This is a genomic window from Pseudomonas sp. FP2338 (assembly GCF_030687515.1).
In the GTDB taxonomy this organism is placed as follows: domain Bacteria; phylum Pseudomonadota; class Gammaproteobacteria; order Pseudomonadales; family Pseudomonadaceae; genus Aquipseudomonas; species Aquipseudomonas salomonii.
The window spans coordinates 2,922,677-2,944,900 of sequence record NZ_CP117436.1; the positions used below are offsets into that span (position 1 = coordinate 2,922,677).

The following is a 22,224-nucleotide window of genomic DNA, read 5'->3' on the forward strand; positions in this document are numbered from 1 at the left end:
CGCCCATGAGTACCCACCGCGCCGCGCAAACCGCCAATACCGGGCTGCTTGAGCACTACGTAAAAAAGATCCTCGCCGCCCCGGTTTACGACGTGGCAGTGCGCACGCCCTTGCAGCCGGCGCCTGCGCTGTCGGCGCTACTGGGCAATCAGGTGCTGCTCAAACGGGAAGATTTGCAGCCAACGTTTTCCTTCAAGATCCGTGGCGCCTACAACAAGCTGGTGCAACTCGGCGATAAGCACAAAGCCTGTGGCGTGGTGACCGCCTCGGCGGGTAATCATGCGCAGGGCGTGGCGCTGGCGGCGCGGGAGCTGGGGATCAAGGCCAGCATTGTCATGCCGTGCAGCACGCCGGAATTGAAGGTGCTGGGCGTGCGTTCCCGGGGCGCCGAAGCGGTGTTGCATGGCGAAAGCTTTCCGTTTGCCCTGGCCCACGCGCTGCAATTGGCCGAGGCAACGGGTTGCACCTTTGTTTCGCCGTTCGATGACCCCGACGTGATCGCCGGCCAAGGCACTGTGGCCATGGAAATACTGCGTCAGCAGCAAGGCCCGCTGCACGCGATCTTCGTACCGGTGGGCGGCGGCGGCCTGATCGCCGGGATTGCCGCCTATGTCAAATACCTGCGGCCCGAGGTGCGCATCGTCGGGGTCGAACCCGAGGGCTCGAGTTGCCTGCTGGCCGCCTTGCGCGCCGGTGAAAGAGTGGTGTTGCCCTGTGTCGATGGGTTTGCCGATGGCACTGCCGTGGCACAGATCGGCGCCTATGGCTTTGAGATCTGCCGCGATTGGGTCGATGAAGTGATCACCGTCAGCAATGACCAACTGTGCAGCGCCATCAAGCTGATCTACGACGATACGCGCTCCATCACCGAGCCATCCGGCGCATTGGCGGTGGCGGGCATTCGCAAGTACGTCAGCCAAAACGGCGTGCGTGGGCAGACCTTGGTGGCGGTGAATTCCGGGGCCAATATCAACTTTGATAGTTTGCGACATGTTGCAGAGAGAGTCGCGGCGCAATGTGTAATTTAATGCATAAACGTTTAATCGGCGCGGTTCGACGACGATGCTGGCTACATAAACTGGCTTATATAGAGGGTCGTTGCGCTTATGAGGAAAAGTTACAACAAGAACGGATTTTGCCGAGTAGGCTTATTGACTGTAAGCGTCTGCCAGGGTCGGTAAGACGTGGCGGGCCTGCGCCTGCCGGACACACAAAAAATCTGTTGGCAGTCTCAAGAAAGGAGAGGTTGGCCATGCTTTCGGAACTGGAATTACGCAGCATTATTGAAGGAAGTTTCCTGCCCAAGCGGTGTGAATGCACCAAAGCCGAAGACGCCTCGTTGACGATCAAGGTCTATGACGACCGCGACCGTGACCGGGTAGATTTGGAGGTCAAAGGTATCAACGCGGAAAAACTCGACAGCAGTCGAGCCATTTGCAACCTGATCAGCGGGTTGCGCGAGGACCTCAAGCACACCCAGGCGCCTGCTCAGCAAAGAGTGGCGGGGCGCGGCTACTAGTCAGCCAGGTGTTTGAGGTTGAGTCACCGAAGACCTGTGGGCCTGGTAATCGCCAGGCCCAATACGGTCTGTTTCAGTTCTGAAAGTCACAGGCTTCGGACATTTTTCGATAGCCTACGTCTTCGATCTTTCCGGCTTTGTCCACGAATTTGATATCGGCATTGATCACCTTGCACGCGTCGGTGTCTTCCTCGTGCATGGCGATCACTTTGTCGATGTTCAACGGCGTGCCGTATTGATAAGGCACGGGCTTGGCGGCGGTGTCGGCTTGGGCCATGCCCGATACTGCTGCAAGGGCCAGGGTGGCGGTGAATAACAATGTGCGCAGTTTCATGTTGGTGCTCCGCAAGTGAGTTCAATTTCACTCTCGGCTTGCGGGATTAACCATCGATTAATTTTGCCTTGGCTGACAAAACCTTCATGAAACCCAGGCTTCAGCCCAACTGCTGGCGATACGGCAGGTCCGGCCCGGTCTTGCTGCAGGTCAGCGCGGCGGCGCGGATGGCGAAGCCGAGCATGCTGTCGATCTGCGCGCGCGTCAGCTGTTGCAGGCCGTCAATCGAATCCAGCTGCTGCTCGGTCAGCCAGGCAATCAACGCGGCCTGGAAGGTGTCGCCGGCGCCCACCGTATCGGCCATCACCACCTTGACCGCAGGTTGCGACCAGCTGCCGTGCTGGCGGCTGAATACTGTCGCGCCATCACCGCCACGGGTGAGGAATACCAACTGGCAACGGTGTTGCAACCAGCCTTGCAGCACGCTCTCGGGCGACTGGTCGGGGTAGAGCAGGTGCAGGTCTTCGTCGCTGACCTTGATCAGGTCGGCATGTTTAACCAGCCCGGCCACGCGTTCACGCCACAGCTGGATATCCGGCTGCGGGTTGAGCCGCACATTGGGGTCCAGGCTGATCAGGCGTTTGCCGCTTTCGCGCTTGACCAGGCTCAGCAGGGTGTCGCCAATCGGCTGCACCACCAGCGAGAACGAGCCGATATGCAGGCCACGAATCTCATCGCCCAACGTCGGCAGATGCTCAAGGGTCAATTGCCGATCAGCGCAGCCTTCGCCGCGAAAGCTGTACTGCGGTGAGCCGTTGGCGCCCACGGCAACCATTGCCAGGGTAGTCGGCGCGGCGAACTCAAGCAGAAACTGCTGGCTGACGCCTTCGTCCTTGAGCACTTGCTGCAAGCGCTGGCCAAGGAAGTCGTTGGACACGCCACCCAACAGCGCGGACTCAATGCCCAGGCGGCGCAAGCCCACGGCCACATTGAACGGCGAACCACCGGCAATGGCCTTGTAATTAACCCTGGAAGCCTGCCCGCTGGCCTCTTCCTCGCTGAAAAAATCAAACAGTGCTTCGCCACACACCAGATACATAGTCGTTCGCTCTTAAAGGGTTGCCACGAGCTGCTGGTAGCGCTCGTAAGCCTGTTGATAGGCAATGACACGGGTCGCCACCGGCAGCGTGCGGCTGCTCGGGTCGACACTTACGCATTTGTCGCACAGGCTGGCCAGGGGTTCGCCGGACTGGCTCCAGGCCGCCTGGATCGCCGCGCCGAGGGCGGCGGCTTCGCTTTGTTCGGTACACACCACTTCGGTGTTCATGATATCGGCCACCATCTGCCGCCACACCGGGCTTTTCGAGCCGCCGCCGATCAGGCGGATGCTGTGGCTTTGCAGGCCGGTCTGGCGCAGCAGGTCGAGGCCGTAGCGCAGGCCGAAGGTGGTGCCCTCGACCACCGCGCGACACAGGTTGGCGCGGGTCAGGTTGGTCATGGTCAGCCCGTGCACGCTGCCGGTGGCGTGGGGCAGGGCGGGCACGCGTTCGCCGTTGAGGAACGGCAGCATACTCACGCCGTCGGCACCAATCGGCGCTTGCTCAACCAGGCTGTTGAAGGTCGCAAGGTCAAGTTCGAACAGCTCGCGAATCACCCCGGTGGCGTTGGTCAGGTTCATGGTGCAGATCAATGGCAACCAACCGCCGCTGGATGAGCAGAAGGTCGCGACCGACGCTTGCGGGCTCACATTCGGCTGATCGGCAAATGCGTAGACGGTGCCGGACGAACCCAGGCTCATGGTGATCACGCCGGTGGCGATATTGCCGGTGCCGATGGCGCCCATCATGTTGTCGCCGCCGCCGCTGGACACCTTGGCATTGGGGTTGATCCCCAGGCGTTCGGCAATGGCCGGCAGGAGGGTGCCGACAGTTTGATCGGCCGCGATCAATTGCGGCAGGGCTTTTTCCAGGCGCCCGCTCGGGTCGATGTGCGTAAGCAGCGCCACGTCCCACTCACGGCTGCGTACGTTGAAGTAGCCGGTGCCCGACGCATCGCCGTATTCCGCCACGGCGCGACCGGTGAGCCAGTAGTTGAGGTAGTCGTGGGGCAGCAGGATATGGGCGATGCGCGCGAACACGTCCGGGTGTTGTTCGCGGGTCCACAGCAGTTTCGACACGGTATAGCCCGGAGCAATGGCCACGCCGAGGCGTTCCAACGAGCCGCTTTCGCCGCCCAGGTAGGCCAGCAGGCGCTCGTTCTCCGGCGCAGTTTCGGTGTCGCACCAGAGTTTGGCCGGGCGCAGCACTTCACCGTGCTCGTCCAGCAGCACCAGGCCGTGCTGCTGGCCGGAGACGCCGATGCCGAGGATGTCCTGGCCGTCGACGCCGGCCTGTTGCAGGGCGCGGTGAGTGGCTTCGGTGAAGGCGTCCAGCCATTCCTGGGTGTGCTGTTCGCGGCGGCCATTGGCGCCGCTGATCAACGTATGCGCGGCGGCGCCCAGGCCCAGGACCTTGCCGCTGGACGCGTCAAGGACGATGGCTTTGGTGCCCTGGGTGCCGCAATCGATGCCGAGGTACAGGTTTTGCTGGGTCATGAAGGAGTGCTCAGCAGTATTATTTTTAGAGTGGTAACCGGATCAACTGTGGGAGCTGGCTTGTGTGGGAGCTGGCTTGCCTGCGATGCCAGCACCTCGGTCTATCAGTCAAACCCAGGTGATGCTATCGCAGGCAAGCCAGCTCCCACACAAGCGGGCTCCCACATTTCTAATCGAGTTTCTTCAGCAGTTGCTGCAGGGTTGCGGTGACACCGTGGTCGCGCAAGCTGACAAAGCAACGCTCAAACGCTGCCACAAATTCAGCCGAGTTGGGAATAGCCTTGCCAAAAATCTCTTCCACACCCAGCAGGCGCTGGCTGATCAGCGCATCGTCACTCACCAGCCCCTGGCAGAACTCGGCGCGTGGGTCAGGGATCTTGTAAGTCACGCCGTTTTCGTCAACGCCTTTGAGGTACAGCGCCCAGGCTGCAACAACCAACGCCGCACGTTCGGTTTCACGCCCATCGGCAATCAAGCGATTGATGGTCGGCACCGTGAACTTGGGAAACTTGGACGAACCATCGGAACACACACGCTCCAACTGGTCGGCAATCGCCTGGTTGGAAAAACGATCCACCAGCGTCTGCTTGTAGTGGGTCAAATCAATGCCCGGCACCGGCGCCAGGTTTGGCGTGACGTCCAGGTCCATGTAGGCGCGCATGTAGGCGACGAACACCGGGTCATTCATGGTGTCGTGCACAAACCGATAACCCTTGAGAAAACCCAGGTAGGTGAGGGCCAGGTGGCTGCCATTGAGCAGGCCGATCTTCATCTCTTCGTAAGGCGTGACGTCATCGGTGAACTGCACCCCGACGGTTTCCCATGCCGGGCGGCCGTTAACGAATTTGTCTTCCAGCACCCATTGCACAAACGGCTCGCACACCACCGGCCAGGCGTCGTCGATGCCGTGTTCGTCGTGCAGTTGCAGGCGGTGGGCAGTGCTGGTCATTGGCGTGATGCGGTCGACCATGGCATTCGGGAAGCTCACGTTGGCCTTGATCCAGTCATGCAGCTCGGCGTTGTGCAGGGCGGCAAACGCCAGCAGGGCCTTGCGCGTAACGGCGCCGTTGTGCGGCAGGTTATCGCAGGACATCACGGTAAACGCCGGGGTGCCGGCGGCGCGGCGTTGGGTCAGTGCGGCGCAGATAAACCCGAACACGGTTTTCGGTGCATTGGGATGCGCCAGGTCGTGCTGGATCTGCGGCAGGTGCGCCATGAACTCGCCGTTACTGTCGTCGATGCAGTAGCCGCCTTCGGTGATGGTCAGCGAAACGATGCGAATCTGCGGGCTGGCCAGCTTGTCGATCAGCGCCTGGGCGCCGTCTTCGGCCAGCAGCATGTCGCTGATCGCGCCGATCACGCGCACTTCGGTGTCGTCGGTGTCGCCCAGTTCATACAGGGTGAACAGATAATCCTGGCCGGCCAGGTCGTCGCGGGCCTTGCGGTCCTCGCTGCGCAGGCCGACGCCGCAGATGCTCCAGTCCAGGCCAGTGCCGGTATTCATCAGCGCATCGGTGTAATACGCCTGGTGCGCGCGGTGGAAACCGCCGACGCCGATATGCGCGATGCCCTGGGTGGTGCTGGCAATCGCATAGGCGGGAATTTTCACGTGCGGCGCCAATTGGGTGAGGTTCTGTTTATTCAGTTTCATCACAAGTCTCGCGAAATCAGGCGGCAGCGAGCAGTGGACGAGCCACGGCCACGCCATCGGTGTCGAACAGATGGCAGTGCGCCGGGTCCAGGTGCAACTGCAGCGTTTCCCCGTATTGGCTGGCCATGTCGCCACGGATGCGCAGGGTCAGCGGCTCACCGCTGGCGGTGATGACGTGGCAGAAAGTGTCGCTGCCCAGGCGCTCGCCGACGTCGGCGGTGACGGTCAGGGTGGTTTGGCCAGGCGAGGCAATTTCCAGGTGTTCCGGGCGAATGCCCAGGGTCACCGCGCTGCCCACGCTCAAGCTGGCACCGCTCAATGGCAGGCTGATCAAGGTGCCGGCGTCCAGCTGCACGTCGCAGCCCTGGCCCTCGATGCGGGTGACTTTGCCCTTGAGGAAGCCCATTTTCGGCGTGCCCAGAAAGCCCGCCACAAACAGGTTGGCCGGCTGGTGGTAGAGCTCCAGCGGCGAGCCGACTTGCTCAACGCGGCCACTGTTGAGGACCACCACCTTGTCGGCCAGGGTCATGGCCTCGACCTGGTCGTGGGTCACGTAAATCATGGTCGCTTGCAGTTCTTTATGCAGGCGCGAGAGTTCCAGGCGCATCTGCACGCGCAGGGCGGCGTCGAGGTTGGACAGTGGTTCGTCGAACAGGAAAATTTTCGGGTTACGCACGATTGCACGGCCGATCGCCACGCGCTGACGCTGGCCACCGGAAAGCTGCTTGGGCTTGCGCTCCAGCAACGGGCCCAGTTCGAGGATGCGCGCCGCTTCGCTGACTTTGCTTTCCACCAGCTTCTTGTCGACGCCGGCCAGGTCCAGGGCAAACGACATGTTCTTGCGCACGCTCATGTGCGGGTACAGCGCGTAGGTCTGGAACACCATGGCCAAATCGCGCTTGGCCGGGGTGACTTCGGTGATATCGCGGCCATCCAGTTCGATGGTGCCTTCGGTGACTTCCTCAAGGCCTGCGATCAAACGCAGCAGGGTGGATTTACCGCAGCCCGACGGGCCGACGAACACCACGAACTCCTTGTCGTTCACCTCAAGGTCAATGCCCTTGATGATCGAGAAACCTTCGAAGCCTTTTTGCAAATTCTTGATTTTCAGGTTGGCCATGATGGGCCTCCGCTTGGAATTATTATTTAACTGCACCGAAGGACAGGCCACGCACCAGCTGTTTCTGGCTGATCCAGCCAAAGATCAGGATCGGCGCACAGGCGAGGGTCGAAACGGCGGACAATTTGGCCCAGAACAAGCCTTCGGGGCTGGAGTAAGAGGCGATCAGCGCGGTCAACGGCGCGGCATTCGAGGAGGTCAGGTTCAGCGACCAGAACGCCTCGTTCCAGCACAGGATCAGCGACAGCAGCACGGTGGAGGCCAGGCCACCTTTGGCGATCGGCAGCAGCACACGGACCATTTCCTGCCACAGGGTGGCGCCATCCAGGCGTGCGGCTTCGAGGATGTCCTTGGGGATGTCCTTGAAGTAGGTGTACACCATCCACACCACAATCGGCAGGTTGATCAGGGTGTAGATGATGATCAGCGCAATGCGCGTATCCAGCAGGCCAAGGCTCTTGGCCAGCAGGTAGATCGGCATCAACACGCCCACTGGCGGCAGCATCTTGGTGGACAGCATCCACAACAAGGTGCCCTTGGTGCGTTTGGTTTCATAGAACGCCATGGAGTAGGCGGCCGGCACCGAGATCAGCAGGCACAGGGCGGTGGCGCTGAACGAGATCACCACCGAGTTCCAGGCGTAGGCGAAGTAGTTGCTGCGCTCGTTGATGTGCAGGTAGTTCTCCAGCGTCGGCGTGAAGATGAACTGCGGCGGCGTGGCGAACGCGTCGATTTCGGTCTTGAAGCTGGTCAGCACCATCCAGAAGATCGGGAAGAAAATCAGAATCGCGATGGCCCAGGCCAGCGTGCCGAGCAACAGGCTTTGCAGGCGGCGGGATTGTTGAAGCGTCATGGCGCGGCCCTCAAGGCTTGTCAGTCAGGTTTTTGCCGATCATCCGCACCAGGATGATCGCCGCGATATTGGCGATGACCACGGCAATCAAGCCGCCGGCCGAGGCCATGCCCACGTCGAACTGCACCAGCGCCTGGTTGTAGATCAAGTAGGCGAGGTTGGTCGAGGCGTAGCCGGGCCCACCGTTGGTGGTGGTGAAGATTTCGGCAAACACCGAGAGCAAAAAGATCGTTTCGATCATCACTACCACGGCAATCGGGCGCGCCAGGTGCGGCAGGGTCAGGTGCCAGAAGATCGCGATGGCGCCGGCACCGTCCAGGCGTGCGGCTTCTTTTTGTTCCTGGTCGAGGGACTGCATGGCGGTCATCAGCAGCAGGATGGCGAAGGGCAGCCACTGCCACGACACAATGATGATGATCGACAGCAACGGGTAGTGCGCCAGCCAGTCCACCGGCTCGGCCCCGAACAGCTTCCACACGGCGGCGAGAATCCCCGATACCGGGTGGAAAATCAGGTTCTTCCAGATCAGCGCACCGACGGTGGGCATGATGAAGAACGGCGAAATCAGCATCACCCGCACAATGCCGCGGCCAAAGAACTCACTGGCCTCAAGCAGCGCACTGATCAACACGCCGAACACCACGCTGATCAGCAGCACGCTGCCCACCAGTAACAGGGTGTTGGTGGCGCCAGGCAGGAAGCCCGAGTCGGTGATGAAGTAGGTGAAGTTTTCCAGCCCCACGAATTGGTTTTCGCCAGGGTAGAGCAGGTTGTAGCGGATCAGCGAAAAGTACAGGGTCATGCCCAGCGGCACGACCATCCACAGCAGCAGCATGGCCACCGAGGGGCTGACGAGGAACCAGCCGGGGTTGGCCAGGCGGTTTTTGGGTGTCGTATTCATTAGGATCAAGACCAGTCGGGTGCATGCAACACTAGAATCGGAGCGCGCTCAATGTGGGAGCTGGCTTGCCTGCGATGGCATCACATCGGTCTGGCTGACAGGCCGAGTCGCCCGCATCGCAGGCAAGCCAGCTCCCACACAAAGCATTTATCGCGGTGATGCTGAGTTATTTGGGGTAACCCGCCCGCTTCATTTCACGCTCGGTAGTGGTCTGCGCGGCGGTCAAGGCTTGGTCCACCGTTTGCTGACCGGTCAGCGCGCCCGAGAAGAACTTGCCGACCTGGGTACCAATCGCCTGGAATTCAGGAATGGTCACCAACTGGATACCGATATACGGCACCGGCTTGAGCGTCGGTTTGGTCGGGTCGGCGACTTTCAGCGATTCGAGGGTCACCTTGGCGAACGGCGCGGCTTTGAGGTACTCGTCGCTGTAGGTCGATTTGCGCGTGCCTGGCGGCACATTGGCAATGCCATCGGTCTTGGCAACCAGCTCGGCGTATTCCTTGGACGTTGCCCAGGTGGTGAACACCTTGGCGGCATCCTTGGCTTTGGAACTGGTCGGGATCGCCAGGCTCCAGGAGTACAACCACGAGGTGCCCTTGTCGGTCTTCTCGTGCGGCGCGAAGGTGAAGCCGACGTTGTCAGCGACCTTGCTCTGAGACTTGTCGGTGACGAACGAACCGGCCACGCTGGCGTCCACCCAGATCGCGCACTTGCCGCTGTTGAACAGCGCGAGGTTTTCGTTGAAACCGTTGCTGGAAGCACCCGGCGGGCCGGATTTCTTCATGTTGTCGACGTAGAAGTTCAACGCGTCCTTCCATTCCGGGCCGTTGAATTCAGGCTGCCATTTTTCATCGAACCAGCGCGCGCCGTAGCCGTTGGCCAGGGTGGTGATCAGCGCCATGTTCTCACCCCAACCGGCTTTGCCACGCAGGCACAGGCCGTACTGCTCTTTGCTCTTGTCAGTGAGTTTGGCGGCGAATTCGCCGATCTGGCTCCAGGTCGGGTGCTCGGGCATGCTCAGCCCGGCGCCCTTGAACAGGTCGGTGCGGTAGTAGGTGATCGAGCTTTCGGCGTAGAACGGCAGGGCGTACAGCGAGCCTTTGACCGACAAGCCGTCACGAACCGAAGGGAACACGTCGTCGAGGTCGTAGGACGCCGGCAGGTCTTTCATCGGCTCCAACCAACCCTTGGCGCCCCACAGTGCAGCTTCGTACATGCCGATGGTCAACACGTCGAACTGGCCGCCCTGGGTGGCGATGTCGGTGGTCAGGCGTTGGCGCAGTACGTTTTCTTCAAGCACCACCCAGTTAAGCTTGATCTGCGGGTGCTCGGTCTCGAAGGTTTTCGAGAGCTTTTGCATGCGGATCATGTCGCTGTTGTTGACGGTGGCAATGGTCAGGGTTTGCGCGCCAAAGCTGACGGCGCTGAGGGTCATGCAGGTGGTCATGCAGGTGGAGACAAGCAGTGCTTTTGCTGTGAACTTCATCGCGCACTCCATTTCTGCGCCCAAGGGCTACAGAAGGACAGTTATTGTTGTTGTGTCTTCCTACAAGCTGTCAGGAAGAGTGTGCGTTGATTACAGCCTTGAAATGGGCGTGTGACAAATCCTTGGGCACACTGGGACTGATACTTTTTTGCACTCTTGGGGTTCGCACTGCAAGCATGGCTTCGAACGTACAAGCCGCAGGCTTAAACCCCGCAGTAGTCGCTCCAGACGGCTACTGCGGGTGGCGGAGGGGCTGGATCAACGGGCGCGGTCGAGTACTTCCTGGGTCATGGTCTTGTTGAACACGCCCTTACCTGTTCCTTCAATCAAGTTGAATGTGCCATCTGGGTTGATCTCAACCCCCACAGAGCTGGCGATAGTGGTTTCGACGCCCGGCTTTTTGAGGATATCCAGCAGCGGTTTTCCCCCCTGGTGCTCTTGCCCCAATATAAACCCCAACCCTGCCGTAGACTGTGAATTGACACCGGCTACGAATATCACCTTTCCGCCATTGGCCAACAACTCATTCAGCGTCTGCAGTTCTTCGTAAGCGTCTCTGCGTTCTAAAGCGAAATCCAGATGGCTACCGGTCAGGTGCATCAACGTGCGTTTTTGATACACCCCGTCTTTCAGATCAGTCAGCACCGCGAGTGCGGAGCAATCCGTCAAGCCGCGAGTCGACAGTACGGAGTGAGCGTCTTCAGCGGTATGCAAGTAACCCATCTCTACTTCAATTGGTTTTACCGGCACAGTCTTGATTTTCGGTTTACCAAAGGTGCGCGGTTGATAGTCGACCCTGGTTTTATAGATCACAGGCTTTTCGTCACTGCCGAGATTTACCTCAATCTCTGTGCCGTCATCTTTGCGGACATTAAATTGGATATCACGCCCAGCAAGCCTGTGGTTCAGTTCTGTTTCGGCCAGGCGGTGGACGTCACGGACACTGAGGTTTGGATAGTGTTCCTGGTAATATGCCGAGGCGTCTTCGTAGATTTTGAATGGATCTTCATCGTCAACGCTGTAGTAGTCTGTAATGATTTCCTGCTCAAAACCTTTTACACGCACGTTCGTGCGTGCACTCAGTTTCGCCGCAAGGGACTGTTCACCCCCGCTGGCGGAGTAGCAGGTTAATAGCCGCACGTCTTTATAGTCTCGAATGTCTATGCCACGCGCCAACAATTCCAGGTCAATATCTTCTGCCCCGTAACGCTTGCCATCTTCTCCTTCGATGTGTGTAGGTTGTCCATCTAGGGGTTTCTTACCGTGGCCAATTATGTTGAGGCGTGGCTTGCCGTTGTAGGTGTCCTCAAAGACTTGAATGTCGCCGGCAAGTGGTTTGATATCTGCGCGACCTCCCAGGACTATGCGATTATTCGAGGGTGGAGTGGGTGCTGCCACGTCATCCACCAGCAGGCTGCGGCCGGGAAGGTCAGTCACCAACGGGTTGCTGCCGATTACAGGCCTGGCTGACTGTGCCGTGGATGTCTCGGGCTGTGACCGGATCTTGAAATGGGCCAATAAGGACGCCATGTTGACCAACAGATCGGCCAGCGCCGCCTCTTTCCCCTGGGAGCGCTCATCACTCAGAACCTCCAGGTCATTGATAACGCCCCCTGCCTGCAGCACATAGCCGAGTACGGCGCCGGGGCCGCGTAGTGCCGGCAGTACCGCATTGAGTAACAGGAACCCCCCGGTCTTGAGAGTCGCCCAGCGGCTTTCTGCGTCGGATGTCGATTGTTGCTCGGCCAGGCTGATCAAATTTTGCGCATTGGCCTGGTACAGGTGCTCCATCAACTTACCTTCCTGCAGCGTTTGCTCCAGTCGGTTGTCCATGGCCAAGGGGATTGTCTCGTTGAGGGAAACGGACCCAAAATTCAACCCGAAGGCCACGAAGTTAGGGTGTTTAAAACCGTTGCCGCTGTAGATCTTTCGCGTATTTTTGTCAGCTAACCAGGCGAGAGTATCGTCTTGTAGCTTGCCTGGCTTCTGTATGGCCTCCAGCAGTGCCTGGCGATTGGGAAATTGCAGGAGTGGGGCATCGCTAATCAGCGGGCGATACAAAATAACCGGGCCGTCCGTTCCGTCCTTGGGTTCGATCAGGTAGGCACCTTCGACGACATCTACTGTACCTTGCCCCTTGTTATCAAAGGCCAGCGGTCGGATGACGATTTCCTTCCCGTCTACGATCCTGGGACCTGTGCCCGGTTTGAATATCTCCTGGACATACCGAACCCCGGTATTGTCGAAACCGGCTTCGCCCTTGATGCCAAGTTCCAGCGCCTTGAGCTGTATCTCGATGGGGACTTGCTGGACAAACAGTGATCGGCGTTCCGCCATTTCGGCAGGATTGTCGAGTAGCTTTTCCTTGAGTAAAGCGGGGTAGGTTTTACCAATGTCAAGGTCAGTAATCACCTGTTGGAGTGCCCCGTGTTTCTCGAGTGCGGGCACCCTGAAGGTGACTTCTCTGCCGTTTTCATCCTTGACCCGCTTGGAGACTTCCAGCGTGCCACTCGGTAACCCCGACAGGTTATTAATCAGCACTTCAGTCAGGCTTTCGTTTTTGTAATGGTTACCGCCATAAGCCGTCGACCCGTTAGCCGCCCCCCCGTAACTCATTTGGAAGGTCACGCTCAGATCCTTGGCGTGGTGCCGCGTCAGCTTTTGGCTTTCGGGCAACCGGTCAAATTGCTCTTGCGCAAACGTGCTGATGTCCGGGATGCCGCTGTTATACGCACGGCCTTTGTTACGTTGTATGAAGCTTGCCAGCCCCTGGCTGAGCTCGTGCAGCACAAACCGTTGCGCTTCGTCGGCATTATTCATCCAGTCGGGCAGCTTGGTGTTGGCTTGTGGCGGGTTCTCTGGGCCAAACGTTGGTGGCGGGTTGAACAGGCTGTCGCCTCGATGCTGTTTAATGAGAGTGTTGGCCTGGGTGTCGAACATATTGTCGGTGAGTTCCACCCGGATATGCCCTGCCTTTTCGACGTCATCCCAGGAGTCATAGGGGGTGATTTTTCCACTGGGCTCCACCAGCAAAAGAATGTCGCGGTTTGATTGCGACAGGTATCGATGAATCACCACGTTCGGCGTAGAACCGCCCAAGGTATAGACGGTGGCACCCGATGAGTTGCGGTCAAGTGGCGCGGGCCGCGTCGAGCCTTCGGGATGCCTCACGACCATGTCCACGGTTTTACGTTGTTCCTCATCCAGGCCGGGCTGCTTCATGCTGGCCAGTTGCAGGTTGCTGCGCAGAATATGACTGATCAACGTACGACGGCTGTCGGGGAAGACGCTGGCGGCATGGGTCGGAGTGCTGAACGCCAGTTCGTTCCAATACTTGTGCGAATCAGCCTCGTAGGCTGAGTTCAGATGGTCCGGCAGTGCCCCTATGGCAGTGCTCAGGGCTGACAAATCGAGGAGGAGCGGCACCTCGGGGTCGTTGCCGGTGTGGGCAAATAAATCAGGGCGAGTGTCAAACGCTCTGTCGGTGCTGGTGAAGTTCGGGGCCTCACCGCCGGCCAGGTGGTCCAACGCAAGCGCCATCAATTGTGTTCGCTTAACTTTCCCTGGGTTGTCCGGGTCGGGTGTTTCAATGGCGAGTTGGTTGACGTCGACGTCCAGTGACGGGGCCGCCTGTTTTATCCGCTCGCCGAGCAATCGCGCGACCACCGAGTACAGGTTGGGCTCGCCGGCAAACTGACGGCGTGCAATCGCAGCCACGGGGTTGAGGGCGGCGATGGGCGTTTGCGGCGGTGCGGCAGGCACTACAGGTTTCGTGGTGCTTGGGTTTTCGAGCCTCTGGATCGCAGCGTGTTGAAGTTCCTGGACCGCGCGGCAATGCTCATCGGTTGGCGGATTGATTTTGTTCAAGGCACGGAAGCCATCACGAGTGAGCCTTGAAGCGTGTGTAAGGGTACCCACCAACGTAAGATCGATGGGCTTCGGCTCAGCGTAAAATCTACTTATCCAGTCGAGGCTGATCTGCGCGTCTTTGTCAGACGGCAGCCGCGGGTTACGCAGGGTCTGCCCCAGGGTTGAGTATTCCGGTATCTCAGAGATTGAAAAGCCAGTGCGTGGGCCTTTGCCGTATGCCGCCATTTCGGGCCTGAGGCTTAACAACGCACCGCTGTACATTCTGGCCATTTCCCGATCTGCGTCCTCAACAGACGGCTTGGGCGTGCGTTGCGAAGGAGAGAGAAGCTCGGGTTTTAATGCGATTTCCCCGGCAAAATCGTCAATCGCTTCGCGTTGGCGCTCTCGGATGCGCGAATAAGTCGCAGGGTTGAACTCGGGTGCCTTGGAGTCAGGCTCACGTAGCGAGTCGAAGGTGAGGTGGTGTTGCTGCTCGGTGATCAAGCGGAGCGCGTTCGCCTGTGTGCCGTCCTGGCGCACGCCGTAGAAGTTGCCGATTACCTCGGTCGAGGCACGGTTTGCGCCGGTATACAGAACCGATGATTTAGGCGGCGAGTTGAACGCTCGAGCGGCGGCTGTAACGGCAGCCGTAGCCTGCTCATAACCTGCATCATATCTGCTGAAAGAGGCACGTTTGCCGTTTGCAATGCAATCAATAACCCAGCCTGACTGCGTGTTTATTTTGAGGGTTGAGGTGTCAATGTTGTGTTTGCTTGCGAAACTTGCAAAAGGTTCGCTTTGAATCGCATGGGTTAGCTGAGCCCAGGCTCTACCGAACGTTGAGACGGGCGGAATATCGGAAATAACCGAGCTCTTCACCGGCAGATACTTGCCAGTGGGATTAGTCATGACTTCATCCATCAATGCAGCGCTATGCAGAGAGGAAAGGGCGGCATCGCCTGCTCTGATCAGTGTGGTGGCGGCTTTTTTGGTTTCCAGATCCACCACCGCACTGGCGCGTTTGGGCCGTGCATGTTCAATAGAGGATATTTCCGACTGGGTTTGAGTGGCGGGTGTAAAAGAGGGGAGCAGGCTAGAGCGTAAGGGTTCGATTTTCATGAGAGTGTCTTCCTGGGCGGTACGACAGCTGACTTATAGGCTGTAGTTTTTAGTGCGTACTTTGCGAATACGCTTCTTGGAAACTTATCGTTTAACCGTAGGATGATTGGTTTTAAGAGGGCAGAAGTTCACCTCCTGATATTGCAGGGTGTGTAGTGGTCAACTAATCCCGGACACGACGTTAAGTTTTTCCTCGGCCCGAGCCGGCGCCAACCCATCGTTGAATTGGTGAGGCCGAATCCAGTTGTAGCGATGCATCAAAAAATGGCTGATATCACGCTGTGCTTCCTGCGCAGTTCGATAGCCCAAGGGTTAATTGATCTGGAGACCTGGATGATTGACTCCACGGTGGTACGCGCAACCCGGGCCTCTTCTGGTGCTGGGAAAAAAGGGGGCCTGAAGAACCGCACGACCACGCCCTCGGTCGAAGTCGGGGCGGCCTGACGACGAAGATCCATATGCTGTGTGACGCCAATGGCGTACCGCTAAACTTTCTACTGTCAGGTGGGCACGCCAGCGACATCACCTATGCGCAACCGCTGCTGTATAACGCTTACATCCCGAGTTTGCGCGGTCGCCCCCGCAAGCGCTGTCGCTGGTTGCTGGCTGATAAGGGTTATGACGCCGAAGCGTTGCGTCGCTACTGCGACCGCTACCGGATGCAGCCGGTAATCCCGCTACGCATGATGAAGCGCAAACCCAAGCCGGTATACCGAGACTGCTTGATCGCCCCAAGTACCGGCAGCGCAACATCATCGAGCGCATGTTCGGCTGGTTGAAGGAGAGCCGTCGCATCGTTACGCGCTTCGACAAACTCGCAAAAAGTTAGGCGGCGATGGTTTCACTGGCTTGTGCCATGCGGTGTTTGAGACAGTACTTTTCGTACAGCGCCTAATGTGACTGGCTTACTGTGGCTTTGACTTGGACTCTTTAACCGCTTGCGCCAGCTTTTCAAGTGGCGACAACGGTGCGTAGAACTTCGTTACGGCAAGAGATAATTGACGGTTGCCTTTTGACGGGAAACCTTGGCCACTGTTCAACTGTTTAATTTTGGCCAATAAGGATTGGCGGTTTTTTTCCTCCCATTGGTGTTCTGGCACGCGATGTTGGGCGGGCATGCTTTCTTTGTAAAAGCCCATGACCTGTTCCAACGACGCGGGACCGGTGAACGGATAGGAAACGACAGTACTCGAATCAGCCTGCTCTGGTTTGACAACAAACGTTGACGTGGGCCAGATAGCAGACCAGCCCGAATCATCCTGTTTTGTGAAGGTGGTGTCGGCGCCGTTTACCTTTGCGGTCAGATCACCGGTGAACGGGTTGATCCGAACGCTGGTGGGATCGATGCCGTTGCGTTGCGCAAAGTCCTTGAACGCAGCGCCGCTCAGGGTTGCCAGTATTTTTTTGCGCGTCAGGCTGAATGAGGAAGCCTCAGGAAGGTTGTCGAGCATGAGTGGTGACTCGTGCTTTCCCATGCCTGGAATCAGCGTTGCCAGTGCTTGCGCGCACAACGCTTGCAACGCCACATCGGCGGACCTGACTCTAGCGGCGTTGCCATTAGTTTTGAACGCGGCAAGAAGTTCGTTGAGCGGTCCCTCCTCAAGCTGCTCAATGTGTTGCACGGCCGCCTGTTGAAGCTGCTTGAGGGGCTCATCGCGTGGGTCGTTACTGCTTAAACTCGGGAAAGTCTGTTCGCGCAACAGGTGTCCGATGGTGGCCATTATGGCGTCGCTGTTGGTGGTGTCCAAAGGCAAGCCGTAGAACTGGGCGACGGTAGCAATCGATGTCAGATCTTCGGTGTAGCCTAAGTAGCTTATTCCAACGGGGGGGATGAGCGCGTCCTGGTAAGGCCCCACGAGGTCTTTGGCGGCGGCGATAACGGCTGCCGTAGCGGCTTTTGATTCGGCGCTCGCGTTCGCATTCCAGGTCCTGGGTTCTTTGCCGCTTAAATTGGTAATCGTTCCATTGGGGTGAATGACCATGTCGTCCAGATCGATGTTGTTTTTTTCGGCATAGGACTTGAACGGTTCCGATTCCACGGCTTGAGCGAACTTGGCCCAGATCTGGCCAAAGGTCGATTCAGGCTGAACAGTCGCAATATCCTTCCTGTGTGTTGATTTACCGGAGTCAATCGCTTGCTGCTGGTCCATCAACCTGTTGGCGAGACTGTTGGCCTGTTCCCGGTCAGCGTTTTTAACCACGGCATCGGCGAACTTCTGCACAGGTGTAGTGCTTGGCGGGTTCTGCGGGTCCAGGCGCAGGCGCAACAAGCTATTGAGCGCGCCCGATGCGGCGGGCGGTTGGCCTGAGGGTTTTGCCTGATCCTGTTTTGGCGGAGTGAGTGCGCTTGGCGGGTTTGGGGTTTGTTCCCGCTGATTGAGCGGCGGCGTCGGCTATGCGGGTTGCGGGGTGGGTGCAATAAGGGGGTGTGGCAGGCCATTGATCATGGGTTGTCCTTTTGCTCTAGCGTTAATGAGGGGCAACACCCGTCGATTGAAATCGGGCGATGCCTTCGCTGAGTGGCAGGGACAGCAACAGGGTTCCTCTGGGGGCGTGGTAAGGGTGCCGTTTTGGCCGGGGATTTATGTTCGAGGTGTGTCGCCGCTGTCAGGTTTAAGCCAGGTTTTGTTCGGTTGGCCGCTGCACCGCCAGGCGCCGGTAGTGGGAAGGCGTCATGCCAAGGTATTCGGCGACTTCCGCCAGCGACAATTCCCGCGCGTCATGCGCGACGATTTAAACCGTCGCGCTCCAACGCTGTGCTACTGGCTCACGGGCGCGCTTGCTGCTGCCGTTTAACCGCCAGCGCCAGGGATTCAAGTGCGGACAGAGGCGCGGCTGCTATGGGTTTGCCCCAAGGTGAAGACAGCTGGTGATGGTGGGTGAATGGAAAGCTTTTGTTGTTTTCCATTTCGGTAATTTTGGCCAATATCGACTGACGGTTCTTTTGCTCCCATCGGTATTCCGGGGCGTGGTATTGGGTCGGCATACTCTCCTTGTAAAAGTTCATGACTTCATCCAGCGAAGCTGATGCGGTGGACGGGTAGGGCACATCGGTATTGGAACGCCCCGCCATTGTCTGTACGACACCCTGAAGCTGGGGCCAAACAGCCGACCAGCCCGAATCGTCATGTCGTGTGAAGTGGGTCTCGGCGCCGTTGACTGTGCCCGTGAGATCACCGGTGCGAGGGTTGATCCGAACGCTGGCGGGGTCGATGCTGTGCTGTTGTGCAAAGTCGGTAAACGCATTGCCAGTGAGTGCTAACAGGAGTTCTTTGCGCGCCACGCTGAATGAGGAAAACTCAGGAAGATTTTTTAGCATCACCGGTGACTCGTGCGCGCCCGCTCCTGCAATCAGCTTTATCAGGCCCCGACAGCACAGGACTGCCAGTTCTTTATCGGCGCGTAGAAGTCTTGCCCCGTTAAGAGCTGGACGGAACCCTTCGAGAAGCGTATTCAGCGCTGGCCGGGGTAAGTCTACGACGTGTTGGGCAGCCTCCTTTTGCCGCTGATGGAGCAGAGCATGACGTGGGTCGGTGCTGGTTAAACCAGGGAACGTCCCTTCGCGACTCAGTGTTCCGAGGGTGGACAGTATGGCATCGCTGTTTTCGGTGTCTAAAGGCAAGCCGTAGAACTGCGCGACGGTTGCGTTCGATGTATGAGTTTCGCCGTAGAACATGACCCCGCCTGGATGCTCAAGCGCATCGTAGTCGGGGCTTACCACGTTTTTGGCGGCAGCGATAACGGCTGCCGTAGCGGCTTTGGCTTCGGCGTTCGCGTTCACATTGAAGGTGGCGAATGGTTTGCTGCCCCAACTGACAATCACTCCACTGGGGTGAACGAACATTTCGTAAATGCTGATGTTGTTGTGTTTGGCGTACGATGCGAACGGTTCCGAGCGCACTGCCTCAGCAAGGGTGCTCCAGGCCAGCCCGAAAGTGGATTTAGCCGTGACTGAGATTTTATCGGTGGCTAGGTCTGAGCTACCGGCGTCAATCGCCTGCTGCAGGCGGATCAAGCTGTTGGCGACCTTACCGGCCAGTTCCCGGTCACCCTGATCAATCAGAGCACTGGCGAACTTTTGCAGGCGTGTTTTGCTGGGGATAGGTTTGTGCAGGTTTCGACGTGAGCGCGACACGCTATTGAGCGGGGCTGGCGCGACCCGCGAGTGGTGGGTGGGGAATGCCTGATCCTGCGGTTGCGGGTGCAGGTGTGGCTCCACTGGTTTGAGTGGCGTCAGCTCGGCAGGTAGAAGGGGCGGCGCGCAAGTGGGTAGCGGGAAACCATTGATCATCGGATGGCCTTTTGCTCATACGTTAAAGGGGCATCACCTTCCCTCGCTGGGAAGGCTGGGTATCTTCGTTGAGTGGCCGTGGGGCCGATGAGGTTCCTTTGGCGCTTTACAGAAACGGGTTGTTTCACCCTTGTTATTCGACACGTTTGAATGCCGCCCGGCTTAAACCAGATTCTGCTCGGTCAGCCGCTGCACCGCCAGGCGCCGGTAGTGGGAAGGCGTCATGCCCTTGAGCTGCTGAAAGCGCCGGTTGAAGTTGGAGATATTGTTGAAACCCGACTCAAAGCACACATCGGTGACGGCCTTGTCACCGTCCGCGAGCAGTTCGCAGGACTTGCTGATGCGCAGCCGGTTGACGAATTCGATGAAGGTGCGCCCGGTGGCCTGTTTGAACACGCGGGAAAAGTACGTCGGCTTCATCCCCAGGTGTTCGGCCACTTCCTCCAAAGGCAACTCACGCGCGTAGTGGGCAAAGATATAGTCCACCGCGCGGTTGGTGCGGTCGATGCTGTGCTCGTCGGCCAGTTGCGGCGTCGTCACGCCGGAGAGCAACTGGTAGTCCTCGCAGGTGCTCAATACGTCGAGCAAGATGAAGAAATGGCCAAGGCGCGCCATGCCCCGGCTGTCTTCGATACGCTGCATCAGGTCCATGGCCTGGGCGATGGTTTTTTTGCAGCGAAACTCGACGCCGTACTGTGCCCGTTCAAGTAACGGCGTCAGGCTCTTGAGTTCGGCGAACAAGTGGTTGCCCTGCTCAAACAACTCATCGGTAAAATTCACCAACATGTCGCGCTTGGGCACCACTTCATCTTCCTCCACCTGGCTGATCCAGTTGTGGGGCAGGTTGGGGCCGGTGAGGAACAGGCTTTCCGGATAGAAATTGCCGATGTAGTCGCCGATAAACACCTTGCCGGCGCTGGCAACGATCAGGTGCAGCTCGTATTCCTTGTGGAAGTGCCAGCGCACCAGCGGGCAGGGGAAGCCATGCTGGCGATAGATGATGGACAGACCGTTGTGGTCGTCCATCAACTCGTAGGAAGGGTCGGTAATGCGCATTGCTCGGGTCATGCTGCCGTCGCTTTATTGTGGTTGCTGCACAGGATAATGCCCCCTTGCGCGCAACCTCGCCAGCGCCAGCCTTTACAGGCTGCGGTTTTTTGCCTCGATCCACTGCGACATGTACTGGGTACTTTTATGGGCGTGGTGACGCAGCATGCTGCCGGTGAAGTTGTCCCGACGATGGGCAGCGAGGCGGCTGCGGCAGTGTTCCAGGCAGGCCACCAGTGCGGGGCCATGCAGGCTCTGGTCGTAGCGCCGAGCCAGCAATTGGCGGCCGTCTTCCTGGGCCTGGGTCCAACGTTCGCGGTCTTGATACAGCGCCACGGCGGCAGCGGCCAGTGCCTCGGCACTCTGCTCGATAGCACCGGGCCACGGCTGATCGTCACCCATGGCCTCGGCACCGATCGGCGTGGTGATGTTTGGCGTGCCGCAGAGCATGGCATCCATCAGCTTGCCCTTGATGCCGGCGCCAAAACGCAGCGGCGCCAGGCAGATACGCGCAGCACCCATGACCTGCAGCGCATCTTCAGCCCAATTCATCACATGAAAACCTTGCGCCGGGTTGTGCAGTGCGGTGGCCTTGGGCGGCGTGTAGGCGCCGTAGATATGCAGCTGTGCACCCGGCAGTTGCTGGCGGATCAACGGCCACACGCTGTTCTTCATCCACAGCACCGCATCCCAATTGGGCGCGTGGCGGAAATTGCCGATGCTGAGAAAGTGCGCGCGATCTTCAAACGGCGCAAAGGCTTCGGTCGGCGGCTCCAGCATCAACGGGCACCCGTGGAGCAGGGCGGCAGGCACCATGAATTGCTCGGTGAGCAGGCGGATTTCCACATCGGAAATCATCAGGCTGATATCACAGCGGTAAATGGCGGCGATCTCGCGCTTGGCGATGTCGGTGTCGGCCATCCACTGGAACGCTTCCTGCAGGGCCGGCTTGAACAGTGCGCTGAAATCGTCGCTGTCGGGGTGAGCTTTGAGATGGGCCTTGAAACGCTGATGGCGCGCATCGCGCAGGCTTTGCAGGTCGGAGGTTTCCAGCACGCGCAAGGCATCGGGGCAGCATTGCTCCACGCGCCAGCCGAATTGCTCTTCCATCATGAAACGGTCGAACAGCACGATGTCCGGGGCTAACGCGCGGATAAAATCGTCGAAACTGCTGTTGTTGAGCTCGATGGCGCACTCGGTGATGCCCAGGGCATGCAAGTCGGCCTTGTGTTCGCCAAGGGTCGCCGGGCTGCTGAAAGTAATGTCCCATCCCTGGTCCAGAAAGCTTTGCAGAATCTGCATCATATGCCCGCCGGCGGCGGAGGAGCGGGGTTCCGGCCAGACATAACCAATGACTAGGACTTTGGTGGCGGGCTGATTCATCTAAAGCGGATCCTTGAAGGGCGGGCAAAAAACGCGCAATTAAAGCACACCATGGCGACATGAGAATTTGTGTCTGGCGGTAGGTAGCCACCTCAGTTTGTGGTTAACTTCGGCCTCTCGAATTCGTTTAACCAA

The 22,224-nt window shown here is 58.7% G+C and carries 15 protein-coding genes and 2 pseudogenes; 3 read left to right on the forward strand and 14 right to left on the reverse strand.

Features of this window, described 5'->3' with window-relative positions; all coding sequences use genetic code 11:
- Nucleotides 1-5 precede the first annotated feature (5 nt).
- Entirely contained in the window at nt 6-1,028 is a 1,023-nt protein-coding gene (ilvA, locus tag PSH96_RS13240; protein ID WP_305459630.1) for a threonine ammonia-lyase, biosynthetic, read from the forward strand.
- Between the two features lie 224 nt (nt 1,029-1,252).
- Entirely contained in the window at nt 1,253-1,519 is a 267-nt protein-coding gene (locus PSH96_RS13245) for a DUF1652 domain-containing protein (protein ID WP_017135047.1), read from the forward strand.
- A 73-nt stretch (nt 1,520-1,592) separates the two neighbouring features.
- Here the strand turns inward: PSH96_RS13245 and PSH96_RS13250 are convergent, their stop codons facing one another.
- The 10 genes and pseudogenes from PSH96_RS13250 to PSH96_RS13295 form a co-directional block, all read right to left on the reverse strand.
- Nucleotides 1,593-1,853 (reverse strand): DUF2790 domain-containing protein, encoded by a 261-nt coding sequence (locus PSH96_RS13250; RefSeq protein WP_056859278.1) that lies wholly within the window; start codon nt 1,851-1,853, stop codon nt 1,593-1,595.
- A gap of 100 nt (nt 1,854-1,953) precedes the next feature.
- Nucleotides 1,954-2,892, reverse strand: a complete 939-nt coding sequence (locus PSH96_RS13255) for a carbohydrate kinase (RefSeq protein ID WP_305459631.1) — start codon at nt 2,890-2,892, stop codon at nt 1,954-1,956.
- 12 nt (nt 2,893-2,904) lie between these two features.
- Complete coding sequence (gene xylB / locus PSH96_RS13260) at nt 2,905-4,386, reverse strand: xylulokinase (RefSeq protein ID WP_305459632.1); 1,482 nt, start codon at nt 4,384-4,386, stop codon at nt 2,905-2,907.
- Between the two features lie 169 nt (nt 4,387-4,555).
- Nucleotides 4,556-6,037 (reverse strand): mannitol dehydrogenase family protein, encoded by a 1,482-nt coding sequence (locus PSH96_RS13265; RefSeq protein WP_236373333.1) that lies wholly within the window; start codon nt 6,035-6,037, stop codon nt 4,556-4,558.
- Nucleotides 6,038-6,053: 16 nt separating this feature from the next.
- A complete protein-coding gene (locus tag PSH96_RS13270; RefSeq protein ID WP_305459633.1) occupies nt 6,054-7,157 on the reverse strand; it encodes an ABC transporter ATP-binding protein in 1,104 nt (367 codons plus the stop codon).
- 22 nt (nt 7,158-7,179) lie between these two features.
- Nucleotides 7,180-8,010, reverse strand: a complete 831-nt coding sequence (locus PSH96_RS13275) for a carbohydrate ABC transporter permease (protein WP_056859282.1) — start codon at nt 8,008-8,010, stop codon at nt 7,180-7,182.
- Between the two features lie 10 nt (nt 8,011-8,020).
- Nucleotides 8,021-8,911: a carbohydrate ABC transporter permease gene (locus PSH96_RS13280; RefSeq protein WP_305459634.1), complete on the reverse strand. Its 891-nt coding sequence runs from the start codon at nt 8,909-8,911 to the stop codon at nt 8,021-8,023.
- Nucleotides 8,912-9,077: 166 nt separating this feature from the next.
- A complete protein-coding gene (locus PSH96_RS13285; protein ID WP_370694363.1) occupies nt 9,078-10,361 on the reverse strand; it encodes a sugar ABC transporter substrate-binding protein in 1,284 nt (427 codons plus the stop codon).
- Between the two features lie 297 nt (nt 10,362-10,658).
- Nucleotides 10,659-15,368 (reverse strand): dermonecrotic toxin domain-containing protein, encoded by a 4,710-nt coding sequence (locus PSH96_RS13290; RefSeq protein WP_305459636.1) that lies wholly within the window; start codon nt 15,366-15,368, stop codon nt 10,659-10,661.
- Between the two features lie 159 nt (nt 15,369-15,527).
- Nucleotides 15,528-15,677, reverse strand: a pseudogene (locus PSH96_RS13295) (IS3 family transposase); the annotation flags it as partial.
- On the opposite strand from PSH96_RS13295, the pseudogene PSH96_RS13300 reads away from it, so the two are divergent.
- A pseudogene (locus PSH96_RS13300) lies at nt 15,675-16,263 on the forward strand (IS5 family transposase); the annotation flags it as partial. The pseudogenes PSH96_RS13295 and PSH96_RS13300 sit on opposite strands and share 3 nt — an antisense overlap.
- Before the next feature lie 10 nt (nt 16,264-16,273).
- Here PSH96_RS13300 and PSH96_RS13305 read toward each other — a convergent pair.
- From PSH96_RS13305 to PSH96_RS13320, 4 genes are all read right to left on the reverse strand, one after another.
- Entirely contained in the window at nt 16,274-17,638 is a 1,365-nt protein-coding gene (locus tag PSH96_RS13305) for a hypothetical protein (RefSeq protein WP_305459637.1), read from the reverse strand.
- Nucleotides 17,639-18,135: 497 nt separating this feature from the next.
- Complete coding sequence (locus tag PSH96_RS13310; protein ID WP_305459638.1) at nt 18,136-19,659, reverse strand: hypothetical protein; 1,524 nt, start codon at nt 19,657-19,659, stop codon at nt 18,136-18,138.
- A gap of 162 nt (nt 19,660-19,821) precedes the next feature.
- Nucleotides 19,822-20,727: an AraC family transcriptional regulator gene (locus PSH96_RS13315; protein WP_305459639.1), complete on the reverse strand. Its 906-nt coding sequence runs from the start codon at nt 20,725-20,727 to the stop codon at nt 19,822-19,824.
- A 72-nt stretch (nt 20,728-20,799) separates the two neighbouring features.
- Nucleotides 20,800-22,089, reverse strand: a complete 1,290-nt coding sequence (locus tag PSH96_RS13320) for a glycosyltransferase (protein WP_305459640.1) — start codon at nt 22,087-22,089, stop codon at nt 20,800-20,802.
- Nucleotides 22,090-22,224 lie beyond the last annotated feature (135 nt).